This window comes from Psychrobacter sp. JCM 18902 (assembly GCF_904846615.1).
Taxonomy (GTDB): Bacteria; Pseudomonadota; Gammaproteobacteria; order Pseudomonadales; family Moraxellaceae; genus Psychrobacter.
Genome location: NZ_CAJHBK010000001.1, coordinates 691,174 through 709,600, shown reverse-complemented (window position 1 = coordinate 709,600; position 18,427 = coordinate 691,174). Strand labels below are relative to the sequence as shown.

Sequence of the window (18,427 nt, the reverse complement as noted above, 5' to 3'; positions counted from 1 at the left end):
TCACTTTATTACTTAGGCTAATATCTAACAGCTTGCTGGGGCGTGTTTTCACAATGAATTATTTCATGCAAAAAAACGCGGCTTCTATTTTTAGAAGCCGCGCGGAAAATCACCATGGCTATTTAAACATCAACTTAAATGGCTATTAAAATGCTTACCTAATAAGTCGTCGGGGTGTGCGCACTAACAATGCGAGTCACGCCATCAGTAGGGTTGATAAAAGTATGCGGGCGAATGGTATCAATCACGTAGCTATCCCCTTGGTTTAATAGATACGTCGTCTCATCAATACGGATAAGAATCTTGCCTTCAATAACGGTGCCAATCTCTTCACCTTCGTGGGCGATTTTTTCTTCCGTTGAGCTGTTCGGTTGATACACCTCAATCAAAAAACCCAAATTCTTGGTGGTACTACAGTTATATACCTGTCTTAGTGACACTCTGCTACTCGGTTCGCTCAGCTCCAACAAATCCTTTGGCGTTACTACAACTCTCGCCTTTGGTTCCTTCCATTCATCACTAAAAAACGTGGTTAAATCAGAACCCAATACCGCCAAAATTGCCTTTAGCGTATTCACTGCTGGACTGACTTTATTGCGCTCAATGGAGCTGATAGAAGTATTGGTTAATCCCGACAATTTCGCAAGCTTACGTTGCGAGTAGCCTTTTGCGAGGCGCAGCTGATTGATCTTTTTACCGATATCCTCTTCTGGCGACTCGTCATTTTCGGCTGACATCGCTTTCTCAGAGTCTGTCAGCTCATCTTCATCATCACCACTGATGTCGTCATCTGTATCGATATCAGCCGCTTTATCGCTGGCAACATCAGCGTCAATGCCGTTATTAATATCAATGTCAGTGCTGGCATTGTCTACATTGCCTTCAGTAGTGCTATTCAGTTTGGGGTTTGCTGGCATAGTGAATGAATTCCGTGAATAGAAATTTGGACAAGTCGTCTTGTGCATAATTTAACTCAGGATGCCATTGTACACCAATCATAAATGGATGTTGCAACAAGCTGATGGCTTCGACCAAACCATCAGGCGCTAGAGCCTCAACTGATAAACGCGCGCCTACTTCATTGATTGCTTGTTTATGTAGCGAGTTAACGTGCCATTTTTCACCAAAGGCGGCAAGCCTGCCATTTGGTTGAATAATCACGTCATGAACTGGCTGATACTGCACTTCAAGTGGCTGAGTATTGTCCTCTAAATGTGGCTCATAAAACCCCTCTACTTCCCTCCAATCAGGATGTAGCGTGCCACCAAAATGCACATTCATCTCTTGCAAACCTCGGCAAACCGCTAGTAATGGAATGCCAGTCTTGTCTGCATAATCCAACAATTTAAAGCTCAGCTCATCACGACCCAAGTCTTGTTTCGCTTCGATGTGCGTCGCGCCATAACGCGTTGGTGCCACGTTACTATAACTGCCCGTTAACAAAATCCCATCTGCGATATTCAGTAGCGCCTCAAAGTTTTCGCTATCGGCAGCAGTGTTTGGCAGCAGTATGGGATTGCCACCATAAAAATTCACGGCATCGATATATTTTTGATACACCGCTTGTGCTGGCTGCCCATCAACCATCTTATGACAAGAAACAATAGCAATAATAGGTCTAGAATTTTTCATACCGTCTTCCCTAGTTATAACAAATAGACCTCATCGTCTATATTGCTCAATCCTTTATTTAGCTAAAATTTAACACAGCATCTCATAAAATGTAAACTATAAATTTCAATATTGCCGATATTAATAATAAAATTGGAAAAATGCATTAATTTAAGATAATTTTAAATAAAAATTGACAACTATATTTTTCACACATATATTGGAAGTCATCAGCGAGACATTAAACAAGGGTTGACGTTTATATCTCGATGTTAAGGGCTAAGAACAGCGAAATCTAAAGAATTCATATTATTAATAAAATCTGTTTTGAGAAACATAAAGAGAAATATAAAGACTGTTTAAATAAAACGTAATCAATCGCTGTTTTACCAAGCATTGGTTATAAATATCACTAAAAGACGATGCGCCAGCAGTATCCGTATTGACAATAATCCCAGTAATTCTAAAAATTCATAGGAAGAATAGACATGACGACAACCAATGGAATGGTCGAATCTGCAAACAACACAGAATACGTTTATGTTGCGGCAGGTGATATTAATGGCTTACTTCGTGGTAAGCGCATCCCTTTCAATCAAATGGAAAAAGCAGAAAACGGTGCGATACGATTGCCTTTATCTATCTTAGGCGTTGATATTTGGGGTGCTGATGTCATCGAGTCTTCTCAATGTAATGGCGATATAGATGCCATTGCCCGTCCTACTGGTCGTGCCGCCTATCCACTTCTCAACACCAGTGCGCCTTCATCGCTATTGCCCGTTTGGCTTTATACAGAAAATAACGAACCTTATTACGGTGATGCCAGACACGTTTTAGATTACATTAGCAAAAAATTCAAAGCGCTTGGTTTGACTCCAGTGATGGCCACTGAGCTGGAATTTTATTTGGTTGACTATACTGAAGGCGAAACCCCAAGACCACCTATCCGCCCCAAAAGCGGGCTAAGACTGAATAAAACCTCAATTTTGAGTATCAATGATCTATTACAATTCGATGAATTTTTAGACGAAGTTTATGCACAGTGCAAAAAGCTCGATATCCCAGCAGATGCTGCTTTGGCGGAGAATGGCTGTGGTCAGTTTGAGATTAATTTATTACACGTAGACGATCCACTAAAAGCCGCTGACGATGCCATTTTGTTCAAACAGGTCGTCAAGGCCGTCGCTGCTCGCCGTAAACTCACCGCGACATTCATGGCAAAACCTTTTGGTCTACAGTCGGGGAATGGTTTTCATGTTCATTGCAGCTTATTAGATAAAGACGGCAATAATGTCTTTGATGATGGGTCAGATGAAGGCTCAGATATCTTGCGCTATGCAGTCGCCGGATTGTTAAAGACCATGTCAGATTGCACGTTGTTATTTGCCCCACATGTGAATTCTTATCGCCGCTTTACACCCGGTACGCTAGCGCCAAACAATGTGTCATGGGGTTATGAAAACCGCACGGCGGCAGTACGTATCCCTGGTGGTGACTCAAAAGCGCGCCGTATTGAGCACCGTGTCTCTGGCGCTGACGCCAATCCTTATCTGGTCTGTAGTGCGGTACTGGCAGGTATGTTATATGGCATCGAAAACAAGCTAGAAGCGCCAGAACCCGTTAATAGCATTACTTACGACGAAGCCGAACTTAAGACCTTGCCACTTGACTGGCTCTCAGCCATCCGCAAATTTGAAAGCAGTGATGTGATTGATTTGCTGTTCCCAAGCGAGATGATTGAGTTGTTGATCGCCGTCAAAAAGCAAGAAGCCAAACGCTTTGCTCAGCAAGTGACCAACCTTGAATACCTCACCTATTTACAGGATGTTTGATATGTCAAATAGCAACTCAAGTAGCAATTTAAACGGCAATGCAGCAACGAACCAAAACCTATCCTCGAATAACACGCGCAATATCCCGCATTATTCAGATAAAGGGCAATATCCTGATAGCTATTATGCAGCCAGTCGTAATCCTAAGCCGGATAGACCAACGCTAAAGAATGATATCCAAGTGGAAATATGTGTGGTTGGTGGCGGCTATAGCGGTTTATCCACTGCCCTGCATCTCATTGAAACGGATCATGAAGTCGTGGTTTTAGAAGGCGCGCAAATTGGTTGGGGCGCATCAGGGCGTAATGGTGGTCAAATCGTCAATGGTCTAAATGCCAGCCTACAAAAAATCAAAAAGTCTTATGGTCAAGAAAATGCAGACTTCGTCGGTCAGCTCGTGACCCGCGGTGGCAAAATCATTCGTCGTTTTGTTAGAGACTACGATATCAGCTGTGATCTCAAAGAAAAAAACATCTTTGCGGCATTAAATAATGGTCAGCTAAAAGATTTACAAGAAACGCATGCACTGTGGGAAAGCCATGGTATGCATGACCGAGAAATGCTAGACAAAAATGGCATTCAAGAGCATATAAAATCAGATGCTTATGTAGGCGGGGTCATCGATCACTCTGGTGGACACTTTCATCCATTGAACCTTGCTCTAGGTGAGGCAGCGGCCATTGAGCAAGGCGGCGGCACCATTTATGAAAACACCTTAGTGGTTGATATTGAGTATGCTGATGATGCTATCAAAGTCATCACCGAATTTGGCACCGTGACTTGTAAGCAAGCGGTGCTATGCGGCAATGCCTATCTCAATAAAGTGATACCTAAACTGACTGACCGTGTCATGCCTGTATCGACGCAAATTATCGCCACCGAGCCGCTGGGTGATTTAGCAGACCAGTTACTGCCAACCGATGTTTGCGTCGAAGATGTCCGCTACATTTTGGATTACTATCGCCTCTCAGCAGACAAGCGCATGTTATTCGGCGGTGGTACAGTCTACGGTGGTCAAGACCCCGCCGACATCACAGCTAAAATTAGACCAAACATGACTAAGATTTTTCCAGAGTTACGTGATGTCAAAATCGACTATGCGTGGAGTGGGAACTTTGCGTTGTCTTTTTCTCGCGTACCACAAATGGGCAAACTACATGAGCGAGTATATTTCGCCCATGGTTATAGTGGTCATGGCGTGACAGGCTCGCATCTATTTGGACAAATATTAGCCGATGCCATCAATGGTAAAACCAAAGAGTTCGATGCTTTTGCACAAATTCCTTGGATTCCGTTCCCAGGTGGTCGAGCCCTACGTGTGCCTTACTCTGTCATGGGCTCATGGTGGTATGCGCTAAAAGATACCACTGGCATGTAAACGCATAAAAACTTTGAATAATAAACATTGAATAATAAACATTGAATAAGGTGTTTTTATTTTAAAAGCGGTCGTTACATTAACCTATCATAGCAACGGATTGTTGTGATGGGGCGCGATAGACAGTTGATTCGCTACTGTCCTACTGTCTGTCGCGCGTCAACTACAGAATAGAGCTTGTTTAAAAAACAATGAGGTTTTACAGGGAGCGTAAATATGAACATGAAGCTCAATGATGCTGTCGAAGGACAGTATCATAATAAGCGAGTATTTCTCACCGTCATAGTAGCCGTCGTCATCTATCTGGCTTTTGCTTGGCTATCTACCAGTCGTGCCCCAGACCAATCTTGGGGCGCCTTATCTTTACTACCAACATTACTAGTATTAGTCACTGCCATTGTCTCTAGGCGACCATTCGAATCCATGATCGCAGGCTGTGTCGCTGGCCTTGTGATGCTCAATCCTTTTGATTTGGTCTCCCCTTTTGCAGACAACATGTCGATGGTGCTAGGGAATGAGACCATTATTTGGATTGTTCTTGTCTGTGGTCTGATGGGCGGTCTCATTCAGCTGCTTGAGATTAGTGGGTGTCTAGATGGCTTTAGTGAATGGCTACAAAAAATCATTAAGTCACGCCGTCAGTCATTATTGGCCACCTTTGCTTTGGGCGTGGTGGTTTTCATTGATGATTATTTAAACTGTCTAGCCGTATCAACCTCCGTCAAAAAACTCACTGACGTCTATAACGTCTCTCGTGAAAAGCTCGCTTATATCGTCGATTCAACTGCCGCACCGATGTGTATTATCGTGCCTATTTCTACTTGGGCGGTCTACTTTGCCGGTCTTTTAGAAGAAAACGGCGTGGCTGGCGATGGTGAAGGTATTGGGCTTTATATCAGCGCGATTCCTTATATGGCGTATGCTTGGTTTGCACTTTTGATTGTATTCTTGGTCGCGTATGGTATTTTGGGTGACTGGGGTCCGATGAAAAAAGCCGAGGCACGCGCCAAAGCGGGTAATCCTGTTCCTGAAGCCTTTGTCGAAGAACAACTGATCTCAAACGTCCAAGCCAAACGTAAACTATCGTTCAAAGCCAATATCGCAAACTTTGCTTTCCCAATGATTTTATTAATTGTCTCGACGGTCTACTTCGAAATCGATCTATTACGCGGTGCATTATTGACCTGTTTTGTGACCGTCGTTGTCTATTGGATGCAAGGCATTTTAAGTTTTGAGACACAAGTTGAAGCCATCTTTAAAGGCTTTAAAGTCATGCTTTATCCGCTCTCAACCGTCATCGGTGGATTTTTCTTAAAAGCCATCAATGATGAGCTTGGTATGACCTCATATGTGATTGAGGCTATCACGCCTTATATGACGATTATTATTTTCCCTGCCGTCATATTTGCCGTCATGGCTTTTTTAACTTTTGCCACATCATCAAGCTGGGGGCTGTATGTCCTTGCGATGCCGATTGTCTTTCCAATCTCTATTGCACTAGGCGTTAGCACTCCCCTTATGATTGGCGCATTGTTATCAGCATCATCATTTGGTAGTCATGCTTGCTTCTTTAGTGATTCATCGCTACTTGCCGCGCAAGGTGCTGGCTGCTCCCCCATGCAGCACGCTTTTACCCAGTTCCCCTATGCCATGCTCGGTGCGGGTTTATCCGTCGTTACCTTCTTAGGATTGGGTTATATGATGGCTTAAGCCAACCTTAACGCTATTATTGTAATCATTGACTAACGGGCAATGAGAGATGGTTCGTTAATCAATAAAAACAGCCCTTTTATATGGTACTCACTAATAAATACGATAAGGATTTAATCATGCGAAATGTTACCGTTGCTACGACTCAAATGGCATGTGGTTGGGATATACAACAAAATATTGCCACTGCTACTGAGTTGGTCACTAAAGCCGCCAAAGCGGGTGCCAATATCATTTTGCTACAAGAGTTGTTTGAGACGCCTTACTTCTGCCAAGTTCATGACTTTGATTATTTTAAACTGGCAACTTCAGTTGAGGATAATGCGGCCATCAATCACTTCAAACAGTTGGCTAAAGACTTAGAAGTGGTATTACCGATTAGCTTTTATGAAAAATCAGGCAATACCTTTTTTAATAGCGTGACCGTGATTGATGCCGATGGCGAGATACTTGGCACTTATCGTAAAACGCATATACCAGATGGCATTCCTTATGCCGAAAAATTCTACTTTACCCCCGGTGATACTGGATTCAAGGTTTGGCAAACCAAGTATGCCAAAATCGGTGTCGGTATTTGCTGGGATCAATGGTTTCCTGAGTGTGCTCGTAGCATGGCATTAATGGGTGCAGAAATACTGTTTTATCCGACTGCGATTGGTGATGAGCCAACATTGGACATCGACTCAAAAGGTCATTGGCAACGCTGTATGCAAGGTCATGCTGCCGCTAATCTCATGCCAGTCGTAGCAGCCAATCGTATTGGCACTGAGACAATTACTCAAAACGGAAACGATAGCGTCATGGCATTCTACGGTAGCTCATTTATTACCGACGGTCGCGGTGAGATCATCCAAGAAGCATCTAAAGATAAAGAAGAGATACTTAGTACGACTTTTGACTTAGATCAACTGGCTATCGAACGTCAGCAATGGGGCGTTTTCCGTGATCGTCGTCCATCGATGTATGGCACGTTGCTGACTCATGGATAAAGTTTGTTAACAAGCAAGCTCACTCGCGCTATCGTCAAATAAGGTGCTCTATATGTCATTATTACCGAACCGATTAATCACTGGCTCAACACCACAGCAAGACGGCTTTTACATGCCAGCAGAATTTGAGACTATACAAAAAATATGGATAGTATGGCCATACCGTGCTGATAACTGGCGACAGCAAGCCGCTCCTGCTCAGAAAGCTTATGCTGATGTCGCATTGGCAATCAACAGATTTTGTGAGGTTGGCGTACTGGTCAATCCTGATGATTATCAATCATGCCGCGATAGTCTACCTGCTGACATCGACGTCATATCAATGCCTAGCAACGATGCTTGGGCACGTGATACTGTCCCGACATTTTTAATCAATAATAAAGGTGAGCTACGCGCCTGTGATTGGACATTCAATGCATGGGGCGGCGACTATGACGGGTTATACTCGCCGTGGGATGACGATGATAAGCTGGCTGAACGCTTGTGTGACCATCTAGATATCAAACGCTATCGAACGGATGACTTTGTGATGGAAGGCGGTGCATTTCATGTCGATGGTGAAGGCACGGTTCTGACCACGCGTATGTGTCTGCTAAGCCCAGGGCGTAACCCACACCTAACCGAAGCTCAAATTGAAGACAAGTTAAAAGCCTATCTCAATGTGCAAAAAGTACTGTGGATTGATGACGGTATCGATCCTGACGAAACCACTGGTCATATTGATGATATTGCCTGCTTTGCGCGCCCTGGTGAAGTGGTTTGTTTATACACTGATGATTCTGAGCATCCGTTTTATGAGGCAACGCAAAAAGCCTATAAACAGCTATCTAATATGACCGATGCCAAAGGTCGCCGCCTAAAAGTCCATAAGCTTTGCTGTACCAAGCAACCTGTTACTTTACCTGAGGACTATGATATTGAGCAGTCTGACGATGCCAAGGCGCGTCAGACTGGTGATGTTTGTATCGCCTCGTATGCCAATTTTTTAATTTGTAATGAGGCTATCATCGTACCGCAATATGATGATGAAAATGATTCATTAGCCATCGAGCAGCTTGAAAAAGTATTTCCTCAGCATCAGGTAGTGGGAGTACGCACAAAGGAGATTGTCTTTGGCGGTGGTAATATTCACTGTATTACTCAGCAGCAGCCAAAATCATCAATTAAAAGCACCCGCATAAAAATATAGACCCAAATGGATGTTGAACCCAATAATATTTTAAAAAAGGACATAGCTATGAGCGATTATCAAATTAATAACCCAGCCACTGGCGAAGTAGAAGCCACTTACCCTACGGCAACTGAGCAGGACATCCAGAACGCTATTGCACAAGCCAATACCGCTTATCAAGATTGGCGTCAGGTTTCATTGGATGAGCGCAGTGCCATACTTCATAAAATTGCCGATATCTATCTTGAACGTCAAGACGAGCTGGCTCGCATCGTTGCCAATGAGATGGGCAAGCCCGTTGCACAAGCAAAAGGTGAAATCGGTCTAGTTGCGGATATCTATCGCTATTATGCAGACAACGCTGAGCAGCTACTAGCACCTAGTACCATTGATGTTGATTCAGGGTCAGCTTCGGTAGAAAAACGTCCTGTGGGCGCTCTATTAGGTATCATGCCGTGGAACTACCCACACTATCAAGTGGCACGTTTTGTCGCGCCAAACTTTATGGCAGGCAATACCGTTATTCTAAAGCATGCGCCGCAATGTCCTAAGACTGCAGAAGCCATCGCTGATATCCTAAAAGATGCTGGCTTACCAGAGGGTGTTTATAACAATGTGTTTGCCACCAATGAGCAAGCGGCAACAATCATCGAAGACAGCCGCGTACAAGGCGTTTCGCTGACAGGCTCTGAGCGAGCTGGGCAAGCAGTTGCTAAAATAGCAGGCGGTGCGCTGAAAAAAGTCGTGCTAGAGCTTGGCGGTTCAGACGCCTTTATCGTTGCAGCTGATGCTGATATCGAACAAGCTATAAAAGGGGCTATTTCTGGTCGTTTTGGCAATACAGGACAAGCGTGTAATGCTGCCAAACGTCTTATCGCTGTCGAATCTGTGTATGATAAATTCGTTGAAGGGTTTACTAATGCCGTAAGCAATATGACACTTGCTGATCCACTTAATGAAGATACCTTCATTGGTCCCATGTCTTCAAAGGCAGCCGCAGTTAATTTGCAAGAACAGCTCGATAGCGCCATTCAAGCAGGCGCAACCGTATTGGTCGAAGGCGGCATGATCAAAAACAAGCCGGGTGCGTGGTTTAAGCCTGCGGTACTAACAGATGTAACTGAGTCCATGGCTGTTTATCGTGAGGAGCTATTTGGTCCTGTGGCAGTCGTCTACAAAGCTTGTGACATCGATCATGCCATCAAGATAGCTAATGATGTGCCTTTCGGACTTGGCGCTTCTATCCAAACGCAAGATGCTGCGCTAGCCGCTGAGATTGCTGACAAATTAGAAGTCGGTATGGTCACTATCAATGCGCCTTCTGGTAGCGAAGCCAATACCCCGTTTGGCGGCGTTAAACGCTCAGGATTTGGTCGCGAGCTTGGCACCCTTGGTATCACTGAGTTTTTAAATTATAAACTGATTCGTGATAAGTCGTAATCGATAGAGCGATTTTTAGAACAATAAAAAGCCTAACAGTGACTGTTAGGCTTTTTTTAAAAGTTGATGTTATTAAAAAATAACCCATCGAAAAAACTATTGCTTAGGTGGATTGTCTTTTAACCATAATTGATTGACGATTTTTAATTCACGTAGCTCTTCTGCCATAATTGACTCGCTAATACCTGGATACTTCACCCTTGCGTAGCCATATAACGCAATGCCTAAGACCGTCCAGCCAAAGAAAATCCACCACTCGATAGGGGTTAGCGCGGATGGCATACCTGGCATATACAGCATGAGTATTCCAAAACTTAGCGCAATCGTGACCATACCAACGAGCTTACCTGCTGGTATTCTAAATGGGCGTACCATATCAGGCTCGCGGTAGCGAAGTACTAAGAATGAGATAGCGACACAGGTATAAGCAATAACGATACCAAAACCACCAGCATCTACGATCCACACCAGCATTTTACGACCAAACAAAGGTGCTAGTGTCGCCAAACCACCGATCAATAAAATGGCATTCGACGGCGTCTTATACTTTGGATGCAGCTTGCTCAAAAATGCGGGCAACATACGTGCTTTTGACATGGCATAGAGTAGTCGGCTACCACCAATCAAAAAGGCGTTCCAGCTTGATAAAATACCCAGCACACCGCCAATCACTAACAATATACCTGCCCACTTGCCATGCCAAGCATTGGTCATCGCATCCGCAGTGGCGAGCGTTGAGTTTTCGGCTTGTAAGAGTGGCAAGGTCGTGCCAACACTCCAAGCGATACCCACATACCACATTACCGCAACGACAATCGATAAAATCAAAAATTTACCAATATTAGGACGAGTCAGATCAATTTCTTCTGCCGCTTGCGGAATAACGTCAAAGCCGACAAACATAAACGGCACCATGACAATAACGGCCATCATACCGCCAATACCACCGATGAATGCAGGCGCTTGTACTGAGTTTGAGCCTTCAGGATTAAACATGACTGCGCCAATGAACAGCAACGTACCCACAAATAAGATGCCCAATACGGCCGTCTTTTGAAACCAGGCACTGACTTCCATACCGCGGATATTTAGCCAAGTGACGATGACTGAGCCCAGCATCCCGACACCCACCCAAGTGGCATAAACATCCCAACCAGCGATGGTCCAGAGATATCCCTGATTGTAATTGGGGATAAAATACTCTACGACTGTCGGCAAGGCAACCGCCTCAAACGCGACCACCGAAAAATACCCAAATAGAATACTCCATGAGCAGATAAAGGAGACATTTACCCCCAGTGCTCTATGCGTATAGGTATGCTCGCCGCCCGTAATCGGCATCGATGCGGCAAGCTCGGCATAAGTCACACCAATCAGTATCACTGCCAGACCGCCTATCAAGAACGCCAGCATTGCGCCCCACGTCCCCGCAGATAAAATCCAACCACCAGCCAAGACTACCCAGCCCCAACCAACCATAGCACCGAATGCTAAGGCGATAATATCTAGCGTCCCTAACGATTTTTTTAATTCAGACATAACCTGCTCCTTGTCTGTGTGTCATCCGTGTTAACCCTTGACGGTCACACTATCTTTTGTTTAGTGGGATAGTACCCATCATAATTATCATATATACCTTTTGATCCAAGCTGTTCGGCACTACTTGTTTCATATTCAAATAGTACAAACAGCAACGGCGTCTTGACTTGCAAGGCGCCGTTGTAAAAAATGTACTCAAAGCGAGTGCCATATGGGCAATCTTGCTGTGCGATTAAAGATAACCTTCTAACCAAGATCAAGGCTTGATTAAAAGTGATGTATTTCACTATAAATAAATACTCAATACTTATTAAGCGGTTAGGATACCTTTGATAATATCAAGGCCTTCTTGGAGCACTTCATCTTCAACCGTCAATGGCACCATCACGCGAATGGCATTGCCATACATACCGCAAGACGCTAATAACAGACCTTGCTCAAATGCTTTCGCTTTTAGGTTAGTCGTCGCTTCCACATCAGGCTTACCATCACTATCGATTAACTCAAACGCTAGCATCGCGCCTTTATGGCGAATATGACCGATACTGCTTAAGTTTAAGCCCTTTAAGAAAGCTTCGATTTTGTCGCCAATCTCAATACTGCGCTCAAGTAGGTTCTCTTCTTCGATAACTTCCATGACAGCAAGTGCAGCCACACAAGCCAGTGGATTACCAGAGTATGTACCGCCCAAACCGCCTACCTGCGGCGCATCCATGATATCGGCGCGACCGATAACGGCAGAGATAGGATAACCACCTGCCAAGCTCTTAGCACTGGTCATTAGGTCAGGCTCAACGCCCAACTGCTCGGTGGCAAACAACGTACCCGTACGGGCAAAACCACATTGTACTTCATCAAAAATTAGTACGATGCCATGCTCGTCGCAGATATCGCGTAAAGACTTGGCAAATGATGGGGTGACTTGATGGAAACCACCCTCGCCTTGTACTGGCTCGATAATCATCGCCGCCACTTCGCTAGGATCGATATCCGCTTGGAAAATCATCTCAAGGCTATGCAGCGCTTGTGCTTCTGTGACATTCAACTCTTCAGCTGGGAATAGCGCATGGAATACAGGGCCTGGCATTGGACCAAAGTTCTTTTTGTACGGCAGCACTTTACCTGTCAAACTCATGCACATTAAAGTACGACCATGCCAACCACCAACGAAAGAGATGATACCTGGGCGACCAGTTTTCGCACGAGCAATCTTAATACAGTTTTCGACCGCTTCTGCACCAGTCGTTAAAAAGAAGGCTTTTTTCTCACCGCTGATAGGCGCTTTTTTACAAAGTTTTTCAGCAAGATCCACATAGCATTCGTAGTTGATCATTTGCGCCGCAGTATGGGTAAACTTGTCAAGTTGCTCATGCACGCGCTGGGTAATTTTTGGATGGCTGTGACCCGTATTCAGTACTGAGATACCACCAACGAAGTCAATATAACGATTGCCTTCAACATCCCAAACTTCTGAGTTTTTGGCTTTTTCTGCAAAGATAGGATAGGCAACGCCAAGTCCTGTTGGTAAAACAGCTTTACGGCGCTCAAGTAGTGATTTATTGGTAGTCGTCATGGGAATGTCCTTTTCTTTATTTTTAACATAAGTGCCAATGATTGAATGGCGGTTTTGAGGAATGGTTTATCTAATAGTTAACAGTTATTAATTGCTAGCTATAGAGGGGATTCATGGTGCTGAATCCCGTTCGATACGGTGTGACAATTAAAACCTTAAAAGAGAGAGCATGTCGCTAAACGGTTAGCTGACGTCAGAACACCAGTATTTGGTCACGACATATTCTTCGATGCCGTATTTTGAGCCTTCGCGGCCAAAGCCAGACTGCTTGACACCGCCAAATGGGGCGACTTCGGTAGAAATCAGACCCGTATTATGACCAATAATGCCGTATTCAAGACCTTCGGTAACGCGCCATGAGCGTGCATAACTACCACTGTAGAAATAAGCAGCCAAGCCGTAGATAGTATCGTTGGCTTGACGAATAACGTCTGCCTCATCTTTAAAAGTAAAGATAGTCGCAATAGGGCCAAAGATTTCTTCGTGCGCGATATCCATCTCAGCACTGATATCGGTAATGACTGTTGGATTGTAAGTAAGCTCTGAGGCGTCATTGGTGCTGCCGCCAGCGATAAGCGTTGCGCCTTTGTCTAAAGCATCTTTAAGTAGCGCTTGCACTTTTTCTAGCGCCTTTTGATTAATCAAAGGACCAATATCCACACCTTCATCCATGCCGTTACCGACATTTAGCTCAGCGACTTTTTTCACAAACACATCTAAGAATTCATCTTTAATGCTGTCTTGCACATAGACACGGTTGGCACAAACACAAGTTTGACCAGCGTTACGATATTTAGAAGCAATTAAGCCTTCAGCTGCTTTTTCAAGATCAGCGTCATCAAAGACGATAAATGGCGCATTACCGCCCAGCTCTAATGACAGTTTTTTGATGGTTGTCGCACATTGAGCCATCAAGGTACGACCGACTTCGGTAGAGCCTGTGAATGAAAGCTTATGAATACGTGCATCGCCCGTTAGGATATCGCCGATGGTTGATGATTTGCCCGTCACTACTTGGATAACGCCTGCTGGAATACCTGCTTGTTCAGCCAATGCAGCGAGTGCTAATGCGGAAAATGGCGTTTCAGTCGCAGGCTTAATAATCATCGTGCAGCCTGCTGCCAATGCTGGTGCCGCTTTACGGGTAATCATCGCTGCTGGGAAATTCCAAGGCGTGATCGCCGCGCAAACGCCAACGGGCTGCTTTAAGACGACATGGCGCAGTTGTGACTGATTGGCAGGGATAACATCGCCATAAACACGCTTGCCTTCTTCGGCAAACCAGCGGATAAAGCTATTGGCATAGCCCACTTCACCGCGCGACTCGTTTAAAGGTTTGCCTTGCTCAGCGGTCATAATGATAGCCAAGTCTTCTTTATTGGCATCGATGAGGTCTGCCCACTTTTGTAGTAGCTCAGCACGCTCTTTTGGGGTTTGAGCGGCCCAAGTGATTTGAGCGTCATGAGAAGCCGCAACCGCATCGTTGACATCGTTGGTTGTCAGGCTTGGTACCGTACCGATGATATCACCGTTGAAAGGATTGCTCACATCAATAGTTGAGTCATCACTAGCGGCATGCCAGCCATCTTTGATGAAACACTGCTGTTTAAGTAGATCTGGGTTCGATAGCTGTAGCGTAGACTGTGACGGTTGTGACATTGTGACGCTCCTTGTCAATTGAGGTTTGCAAATAGGATTCGCAGATTTATAGCGATAAGTGAATAACAATAAATAGAAGGTTATGATTTAAATAATTATTGATAACTCGTTAAGTGTTCAATATACTGAACATCTATTCTATATATGAGACATCATTATAAGAATGATAGCCAGCTATTTGCAACCCCTATTCTCATTTTAATGATGATTTATCGCGTTATTTTTATATTTTCCCAATTTTACTGACTTTTATAGGTTCCTTATGAGCTCAACTGCCGTTCCTGCCTTGGACAAAACCTTTCAGATTTTAGATTTAATTACTGATAGCTCACAGCCTTTAACGGCAGCTCATATTGCTAAAGAGCTCAATCTACCACGTAGCTCAACCCACAATATTTTGCAAAGTCTTTTGACCAAGCATGTCATCTATAAAGACAGCGATAGCCGCTTTCATTTAGGCTCTTATTTGATGTATTGGGCGGGTAAGTATGAGCAGCAGCAAGGCGTCATCCAGTTATTTAAAGACCTCATTGTCCAGTATCCGATTCTTCTTCAACATACAGTCACTTTATCTAAGCTTGATTTAGGTGAAGTGGTGTTTTTAGCCTGTCATGAAGCGCCTGCCCCGCTTGGCTTTACCTTTCGCGCTGGTGTTCGCGTACCAGCGGTATTCTCTGCCACGGGCAAAGCCATGCTCTCAACCTTTTCTATGGACAATATAAAATCTATCTACGCTACCGGTTTCCCCGCACCTATTACCCAACACGGTGTTGATAACTTTAGCGATTTGTCCACCGAGTTGACCGCCATTCAAAACAGTCGCATCTCACTCGATGATGGGCAACTGCGCGAAGGGATGTATTGTTTGGGTACTTATATTCGCAATGCGTCAGGCAATGCCGTTGCGGGTATGGCGGTTAGCTTTTTGCAAGGCGAATATGAGTCCAAGCGTGCTGAGGTCAGCGCGGTATTGATTGAATTGGCGCAGCAAATTGAGCAGCGTTTGGGTTTTATCGATAATAAATCAAGTTAAAACGCTGCTAGTTTCTTGCTTACTTCAAACTCTTTCAGTTATTTTGACGATAACTGTTAATCTTCTGAAATAAGCCCTGATAAAAATGCTTGCAAATTGTCATTGAGCTTTTGCAAGTAATAACCGCCCTCGACTAAAACAATCAGTGGTTTGTTTAGCGCTTTCATCTTTTGTGCCAATATTTTAAATCCTTGCGTACTCACCGCACATCTCGCTTCTGGGTCGTTCTCATAAACATCAAAACCTAAGACATGCACAATGACATCAGGGTCAAATAGCGTCATCGCTTCGATAGATTTATCAACATACTCAAAAAACCCAGCTTCATCGGTGCCGTGCGGCATCGGGAAGTTAATGTTATAGCCTTCACCCACGCCTGTGCCCCTTTCAAACGCATGCCCTGTCACTGCGGGATAAAAGTTAACGGGGTCACCGTGAACCGAGGTATAAAGCACATCGCTGCGATCATAAAATATCTCTTGGATACCCTGTCCGTGGTGCATGTCGGTGTCTATGATGGCGATTTTTTCGTATTTTTGCCGTAGATGCTCGGCGATGATGGCGGCGTTATTAAGATAGCAAAATCCACCTGCTGCGCTTTTGCGCGCATGGTGACCAGGCGGCCGTGAAAAGCAAAGCTGTATATGACTTTCGGCACGCTCGGTATCTGATAAATTATCGTTCAGCAATGCTTCAGCCGCATTGAGTGCAGTCTGTGCCGACCAATAGATAGATGTCCAAGAATGCTCGCTGATAGGCGCGCTATCATCCGCTTGATACTTTGCTGCTTTTGCCATGATACCGATACCGGGATTGTCATACGGCAAAAAAATCCCCGTCTGTACCTGCGCGCCCAAGTCTTCCTCGACTGCTATCCAGTCATCATAGCCATGTTTGAGAAACTCAACGTAACCAAAATCGTGAACCGCTAATATAGGCCCAATACCAATATCGGTAGCGGTCGTCACCTCTAACCCTAACGCTGCTGGTGCTTTTAAAAACTCAACCATACGCTCTGGTATCTCTAACGGCTCATGCATCTTTCCATAAGAGAAATAAGGTAATGGTCTATGTAGACTTAGGTTTTCATGGCTATATATTTTCATGCTTAACATTCCTTTGTTTAACATTTTTTCCAATGGCGCTTTTTTTGATGCCTAACTAAACAATCCCATCGGCTTTTAGCTTAGCAATCATCTCACTGTCATAGCCCAAATCAGCAAGCGTGCTATCAGTATGCTCGCTCAACTTCGGTGGCGGCGTACGATACGTAACGGGTGATGCAGATAGTTTAATTGGGCTACCAAGTGCTTTTACCGGACTGCCTTGAGTGCTAAAATCAACGACCATCTCACGTGCCAGCGCTTGCGGCATAGCCAACGCTTCAGCCACGTTATGAATCGCTCCGCATGGGATACCTGCTTGATCTAAAACCTCTAGCCAATATGTACGTGGTTGCTCGGCAAATTTCTTACTCAGCTCAGCGCACAGTAGCTCACGATTGGCAACGCGTTGTGGATTGGTCGTAAAACGCTCATCCATATGCCACTCGACTGCGAGCACGTCACACAGTTTGGCAAATTGACTGTCATTGCCGCAAGCTAAAATAAAATGCTGCTCGCCCTCGCCAGCAAACACTTGATAAGGCACGATATTAGGATGCTGGTTACCGAGTCTGGGCGGGATTTGACCTGATGCCAAATGATTCATACCAACATTAGCCAGCATGGCAAGCGCACTATCTAAAAGTGCAATGTCTACCTGTTGCCCTAACCCAGTAGTCTCACGAGCAATCAAAGCCGCTTGAATACCAATCGTCAGCTGCAACCCTGCAAACAAATCGACCACTGCCACACCAACCTTATGCGGTTCACCATCACTTGGACCCGTGATACTCATCAGCCCTGACAACCCTTGAATAATATAGTCGTAACCAGGGCGCGCGGCATCTGGCCCTGTCTGACCAAACCCTGTCAATGACGCATAAATCAGGCGCGGATTGTCTTGTTTTAGACTGTCATAATCTAAGCCGTATTTTTTTAAACCGCCTACTTTAAAGTTTTCAACGACAATATCGCTATCAGCAATGAGTTGCTTGATGATGGTCTGCCCTGCTGGCGTGGTGATATCAACGGTGAGGGATTTTTTATTGCGGTTAATGGTGGCGTAATAAGCGGAGGTATCATCGCTGAATACTGGCGGTGCCCAATGGCGTGTTTCATCACCAATATGCGGACGCTCAACCTTGATGACTTCAGCGCCCAAATCTGCGAGCACTTGGGTACAAGAAGGACCGGCCAATACTCTCGATAAATCAAGTACCTTGATACCGTGCAATGCGCCTTTCGCCATATCCGTCATAATAATCCCTTATTGTGTGGCATATTCTTTAATTTTTTTGATCATAAAATTGTTCTTCATCATTTAATTGCTAAGCAGTTAAATGATGAAGAACAACTGAAAAACATACGCTACTGTCAATGCTATGCCTA

General features: G+C 44.6%; 14 protein-coding genes. 7 read left to right on the top strand and 7 right to left on the bottom strand.

Going from position 1 to position 18,427, the window contains the following annotated elements:
- Positions 1-158 precede the first annotated feature (158 nt).
- Positions 159-917: a cupin domain-containing protein gene (locus tag JMY05_RS02935; protein WP_201604961.1), complete on the bottom strand. Its 759-nt coding sequence runs from the start codon at positions 915-917 to the stop codon at positions 159-161.
- Entirely contained in the window at positions 892-1,632 is a 741-nt protein-coding gene (locus JMY05_RS02930; protein WP_045445496.1) for a gamma-glutamyl-gamma-aminobutyrate hydrolase family protein, read from the bottom strand. The genes JMY05_RS02935 and JMY05_RS02930 overlap by 26 nt, the downstream gene beginning before the upstream one ends.
- 467 nt (positions 1,633-2,099) lie before the next feature.
- On the opposite strand from JMY05_RS02930, the gene JMY05_RS02925 reads away from it, so the two are divergent.
- The 6 genes from JMY05_RS02925 (at position 2,100) to JMY05_RS02900 (ending at position 10,131) form a co-directional block, all read left to right on the top strand.
- Positions 2,100-3,443, top strand: a complete 1,344-nt coding sequence (locus tag JMY05_RS02925; protein WP_045445494.1) for a glutamine synthetase family protein — start codon at positions 2,100-2,102, stop codon at positions 3,441-3,443.
- Position 3,444: 1 nt separating this feature from the next.
- A complete protein-coding gene (locus tag JMY05_RS02920; RefSeq protein ID WP_227678086.1) occupies positions 3,445-4,821 on the top strand; it encodes an NAD(P)/FAD-dependent oxidoreductase in 1,377 nt (458 codons plus the stop codon).
- 216 nt (positions 4,822-5,037) lie between these two features.
- Positions 5,038-6,531: a Na+/H+ antiporter NhaC family protein gene (locus tag JMY05_RS02915; protein WP_020443104.1), complete on the top strand. Its 1,494-nt coding sequence runs from the start codon at positions 5,038-5,040 to the stop codon at positions 6,529-6,531.
- A 116-nt stretch (positions 6,532-6,647) separates the two neighbouring features.
- On the top strand, positions 6,648-7,520 hold the full coding sequence (aguB, locus tag JMY05_RS02910) for an N-carbamoylputrescine amidase (protein ID WP_201615322.1): 873 nt from the start codon (positions 6,648-6,650) through the stop codon (positions 7,518-7,520).
- A 52-nt stretch (positions 7,521-7,572) separates the two neighbouring features.
- A complete protein-coding gene (gene aguA / locus JMY05_RS02905) occupies positions 7,573-8,709 on the top strand; it encodes an agmatine deiminase (RefSeq protein WP_045445486.1) in 1,137 nt (378 codons plus the stop codon).
- 48 nt (positions 8,710-8,757) lie between these two features.
- Entirely contained in the window at positions 8,758-10,131 is a 1,374-nt protein-coding gene (locus tag JMY05_RS02900; RefSeq protein WP_045445483.1) for an NAD-dependent succinate-semialdehyde dehydrogenase, read from the top strand.
- Positions 10,132-10,227: 96 nt separating this feature from the next.
- On the opposite strand, the gene JMY05_RS02895 is transcribed toward JMY05_RS02900, so the two are convergent.
- The 3 genes from JMY05_RS02895 to JMY05_RS02885 all read right to left on the bottom strand — a co-directional run bounded on the left by JMY05_RS02895 (position 10,228) and on the right by JMY05_RS02885 (position 14,902).
- On the bottom strand, positions 10,228-11,670 hold the full coding sequence (locus JMY05_RS02895) for an APC family permease (protein WP_045445480.1): 1,443 nt from the start codon (positions 11,668-11,670) through the stop codon (positions 10,228-10,230).
- A 310-nt stretch (positions 11,671-11,980) separates the two neighbouring features.
- Entirely contained in the window at positions 11,981-13,243 is a 1,263-nt protein-coding gene (gene gabT / locus JMY05_RS02890) for a 4-aminobutyrate--2-oxoglutarate transaminase (protein ID WP_201614127.1), read from the bottom strand.
- Between the two features lie 183 nt (positions 13,244-13,426).
- Positions 13,427-14,902, bottom strand: coding sequence for an NAD-dependent succinate-semialdehyde dehydrogenase (locus tag JMY05_RS02885; RefSeq protein ID WP_045445473.1), 1,476 nt, complete (start codon positions 14,900-14,902; stop codon positions 13,427-13,429).
- Between the two features lie 262 nt (positions 14,903-15,164).
- On the opposite strand from JMY05_RS02885, the gene JMY05_RS02880 reads away from it, so the two are divergent.
- Positions 15,165-15,935, top strand: a complete 771-nt coding sequence (locus tag JMY05_RS02880; protein WP_045445469.1) for an IclR family transcriptional regulator — start codon at positions 15,165-15,167, stop codon at positions 15,933-15,935.
- A gap of 56 nt (positions 15,936-15,991) precedes the next feature.
- Here the strand turns inward: JMY05_RS02880 and JMY05_RS02875 are convergent, their stop codons facing one another.
- Both JMY05_RS02875 and JMY05_RS02870 read right to left on the bottom strand, forming a co-directional pair.
- The gene (locus JMY05_RS02875; RefSeq protein ID WP_045445466.1) at positions 15,992-17,041 is read right to left on the bottom strand and encodes a histone deacetylase family protein; all 1,050 of its coding nucleotides are present in this window, start codon (positions 17,039-17,041) and stop codon (positions 15,992-15,994) included.
- A gap of 55 nt (positions 17,042-17,096) precedes the next feature.
- A complete protein-coding gene (locus JMY05_RS02870; RefSeq protein ID WP_201614126.1) occupies positions 17,097-18,296 on the bottom strand; it encodes a CaiB/BaiF CoA transferase family protein in 1,200 nt (399 codons plus the stop codon).
- Positions 18,297-18,427: the final 131 nt, after the last annotated feature.

Excerpts from the sequence above, each read along its gene's own strand:
- JMY05_RS02885 (WP_045445473.1), bottom strand. The coding sequence starts at position 14,902 with ATGTCACAACCGTCACAGTCTACGCTACAGCTATCGAACCCAGATCTA.
- JMY05_RS02915 (WP_020443104.1), top strand. The coding sequence starts at position 5,038 with ATGAACATGAAGCTCAATGATGCTGTCGAAGGACAGTATCATAATAAG.
- JMY05_RS02930 (WP_045445496.1), bottom strand. The coding sequence starts at position 1,632 with ATGAAAAATTCTAGACCTATTATTGCTATTGTTTCTTGTCATAAGATG.
- JMY05_RS02920 (WP_227678086.1), top strand. The coding sequence starts at position 3,445 with ATGTCAAATAGCAACTCAAGTAGCAATTTAAACGGCAATGCAGCAACG.
- JMY05_RS02925 (WP_045445494.1), top strand. The coding sequence starts at position 2,100 with ATGACGACAACCAATGGAATGGTCGAATCTGCAAACAACACAGAATAC.
- aguA (WP_045445486.1), top strand. The coding sequence starts at position 7,573 with ATGTCATTATTACCGAACCGATTAATCACTGGCTCAACACCACAGCAA.
- JMY05_RS02880 (WP_045445469.1), top strand. The coding sequence starts at position 15,165 with ATGAGCTCAACTGCCGTTCCTGCCTTGGACAAAACCTTTCAGATTTTA.
- JMY05_RS02895 (WP_045445480.1), bottom strand. The coding sequence starts at position 11,670 with ATGTCTGAATTAAAAAAATCGTTAGGGACGCTAGATATTATCGCCTTA.
- JMY05_RS02935 (WP_201604961.1), bottom strand. The coding sequence starts at position 917 with ATGCCAGCAAACCCCAAACTGAATAGCACTACTGAAGGCAATGTAGAC.
- JMY05_RS02870 (WP_201614126.1), bottom strand. The coding sequence starts at position 18,296 with ATGACGGATATGGCGAAAGGCGCATTGCACGGTATCAAGGTACTTGAT.
- gabT (WP_201614127.1), bottom strand. The coding sequence starts at position 13,243 with ATGACGACTACCAATAAATCACTACTTGAGCGCCGTAAAGCTGTTTTA.
- JMY05_RS02875 (WP_045445466.1), bottom strand. The coding sequence starts at position 17,041 with ATGAAAATATATAGCCATGAAAACCTAAGTCTACATAGACCATTACCT.
- JMY05_RS02900 (WP_045445483.1), top strand. The coding sequence starts at position 8,758 with ATGAGCGATTATCAAATTAATAACCCAGCCACTGGCGAAGTAGAAGCC.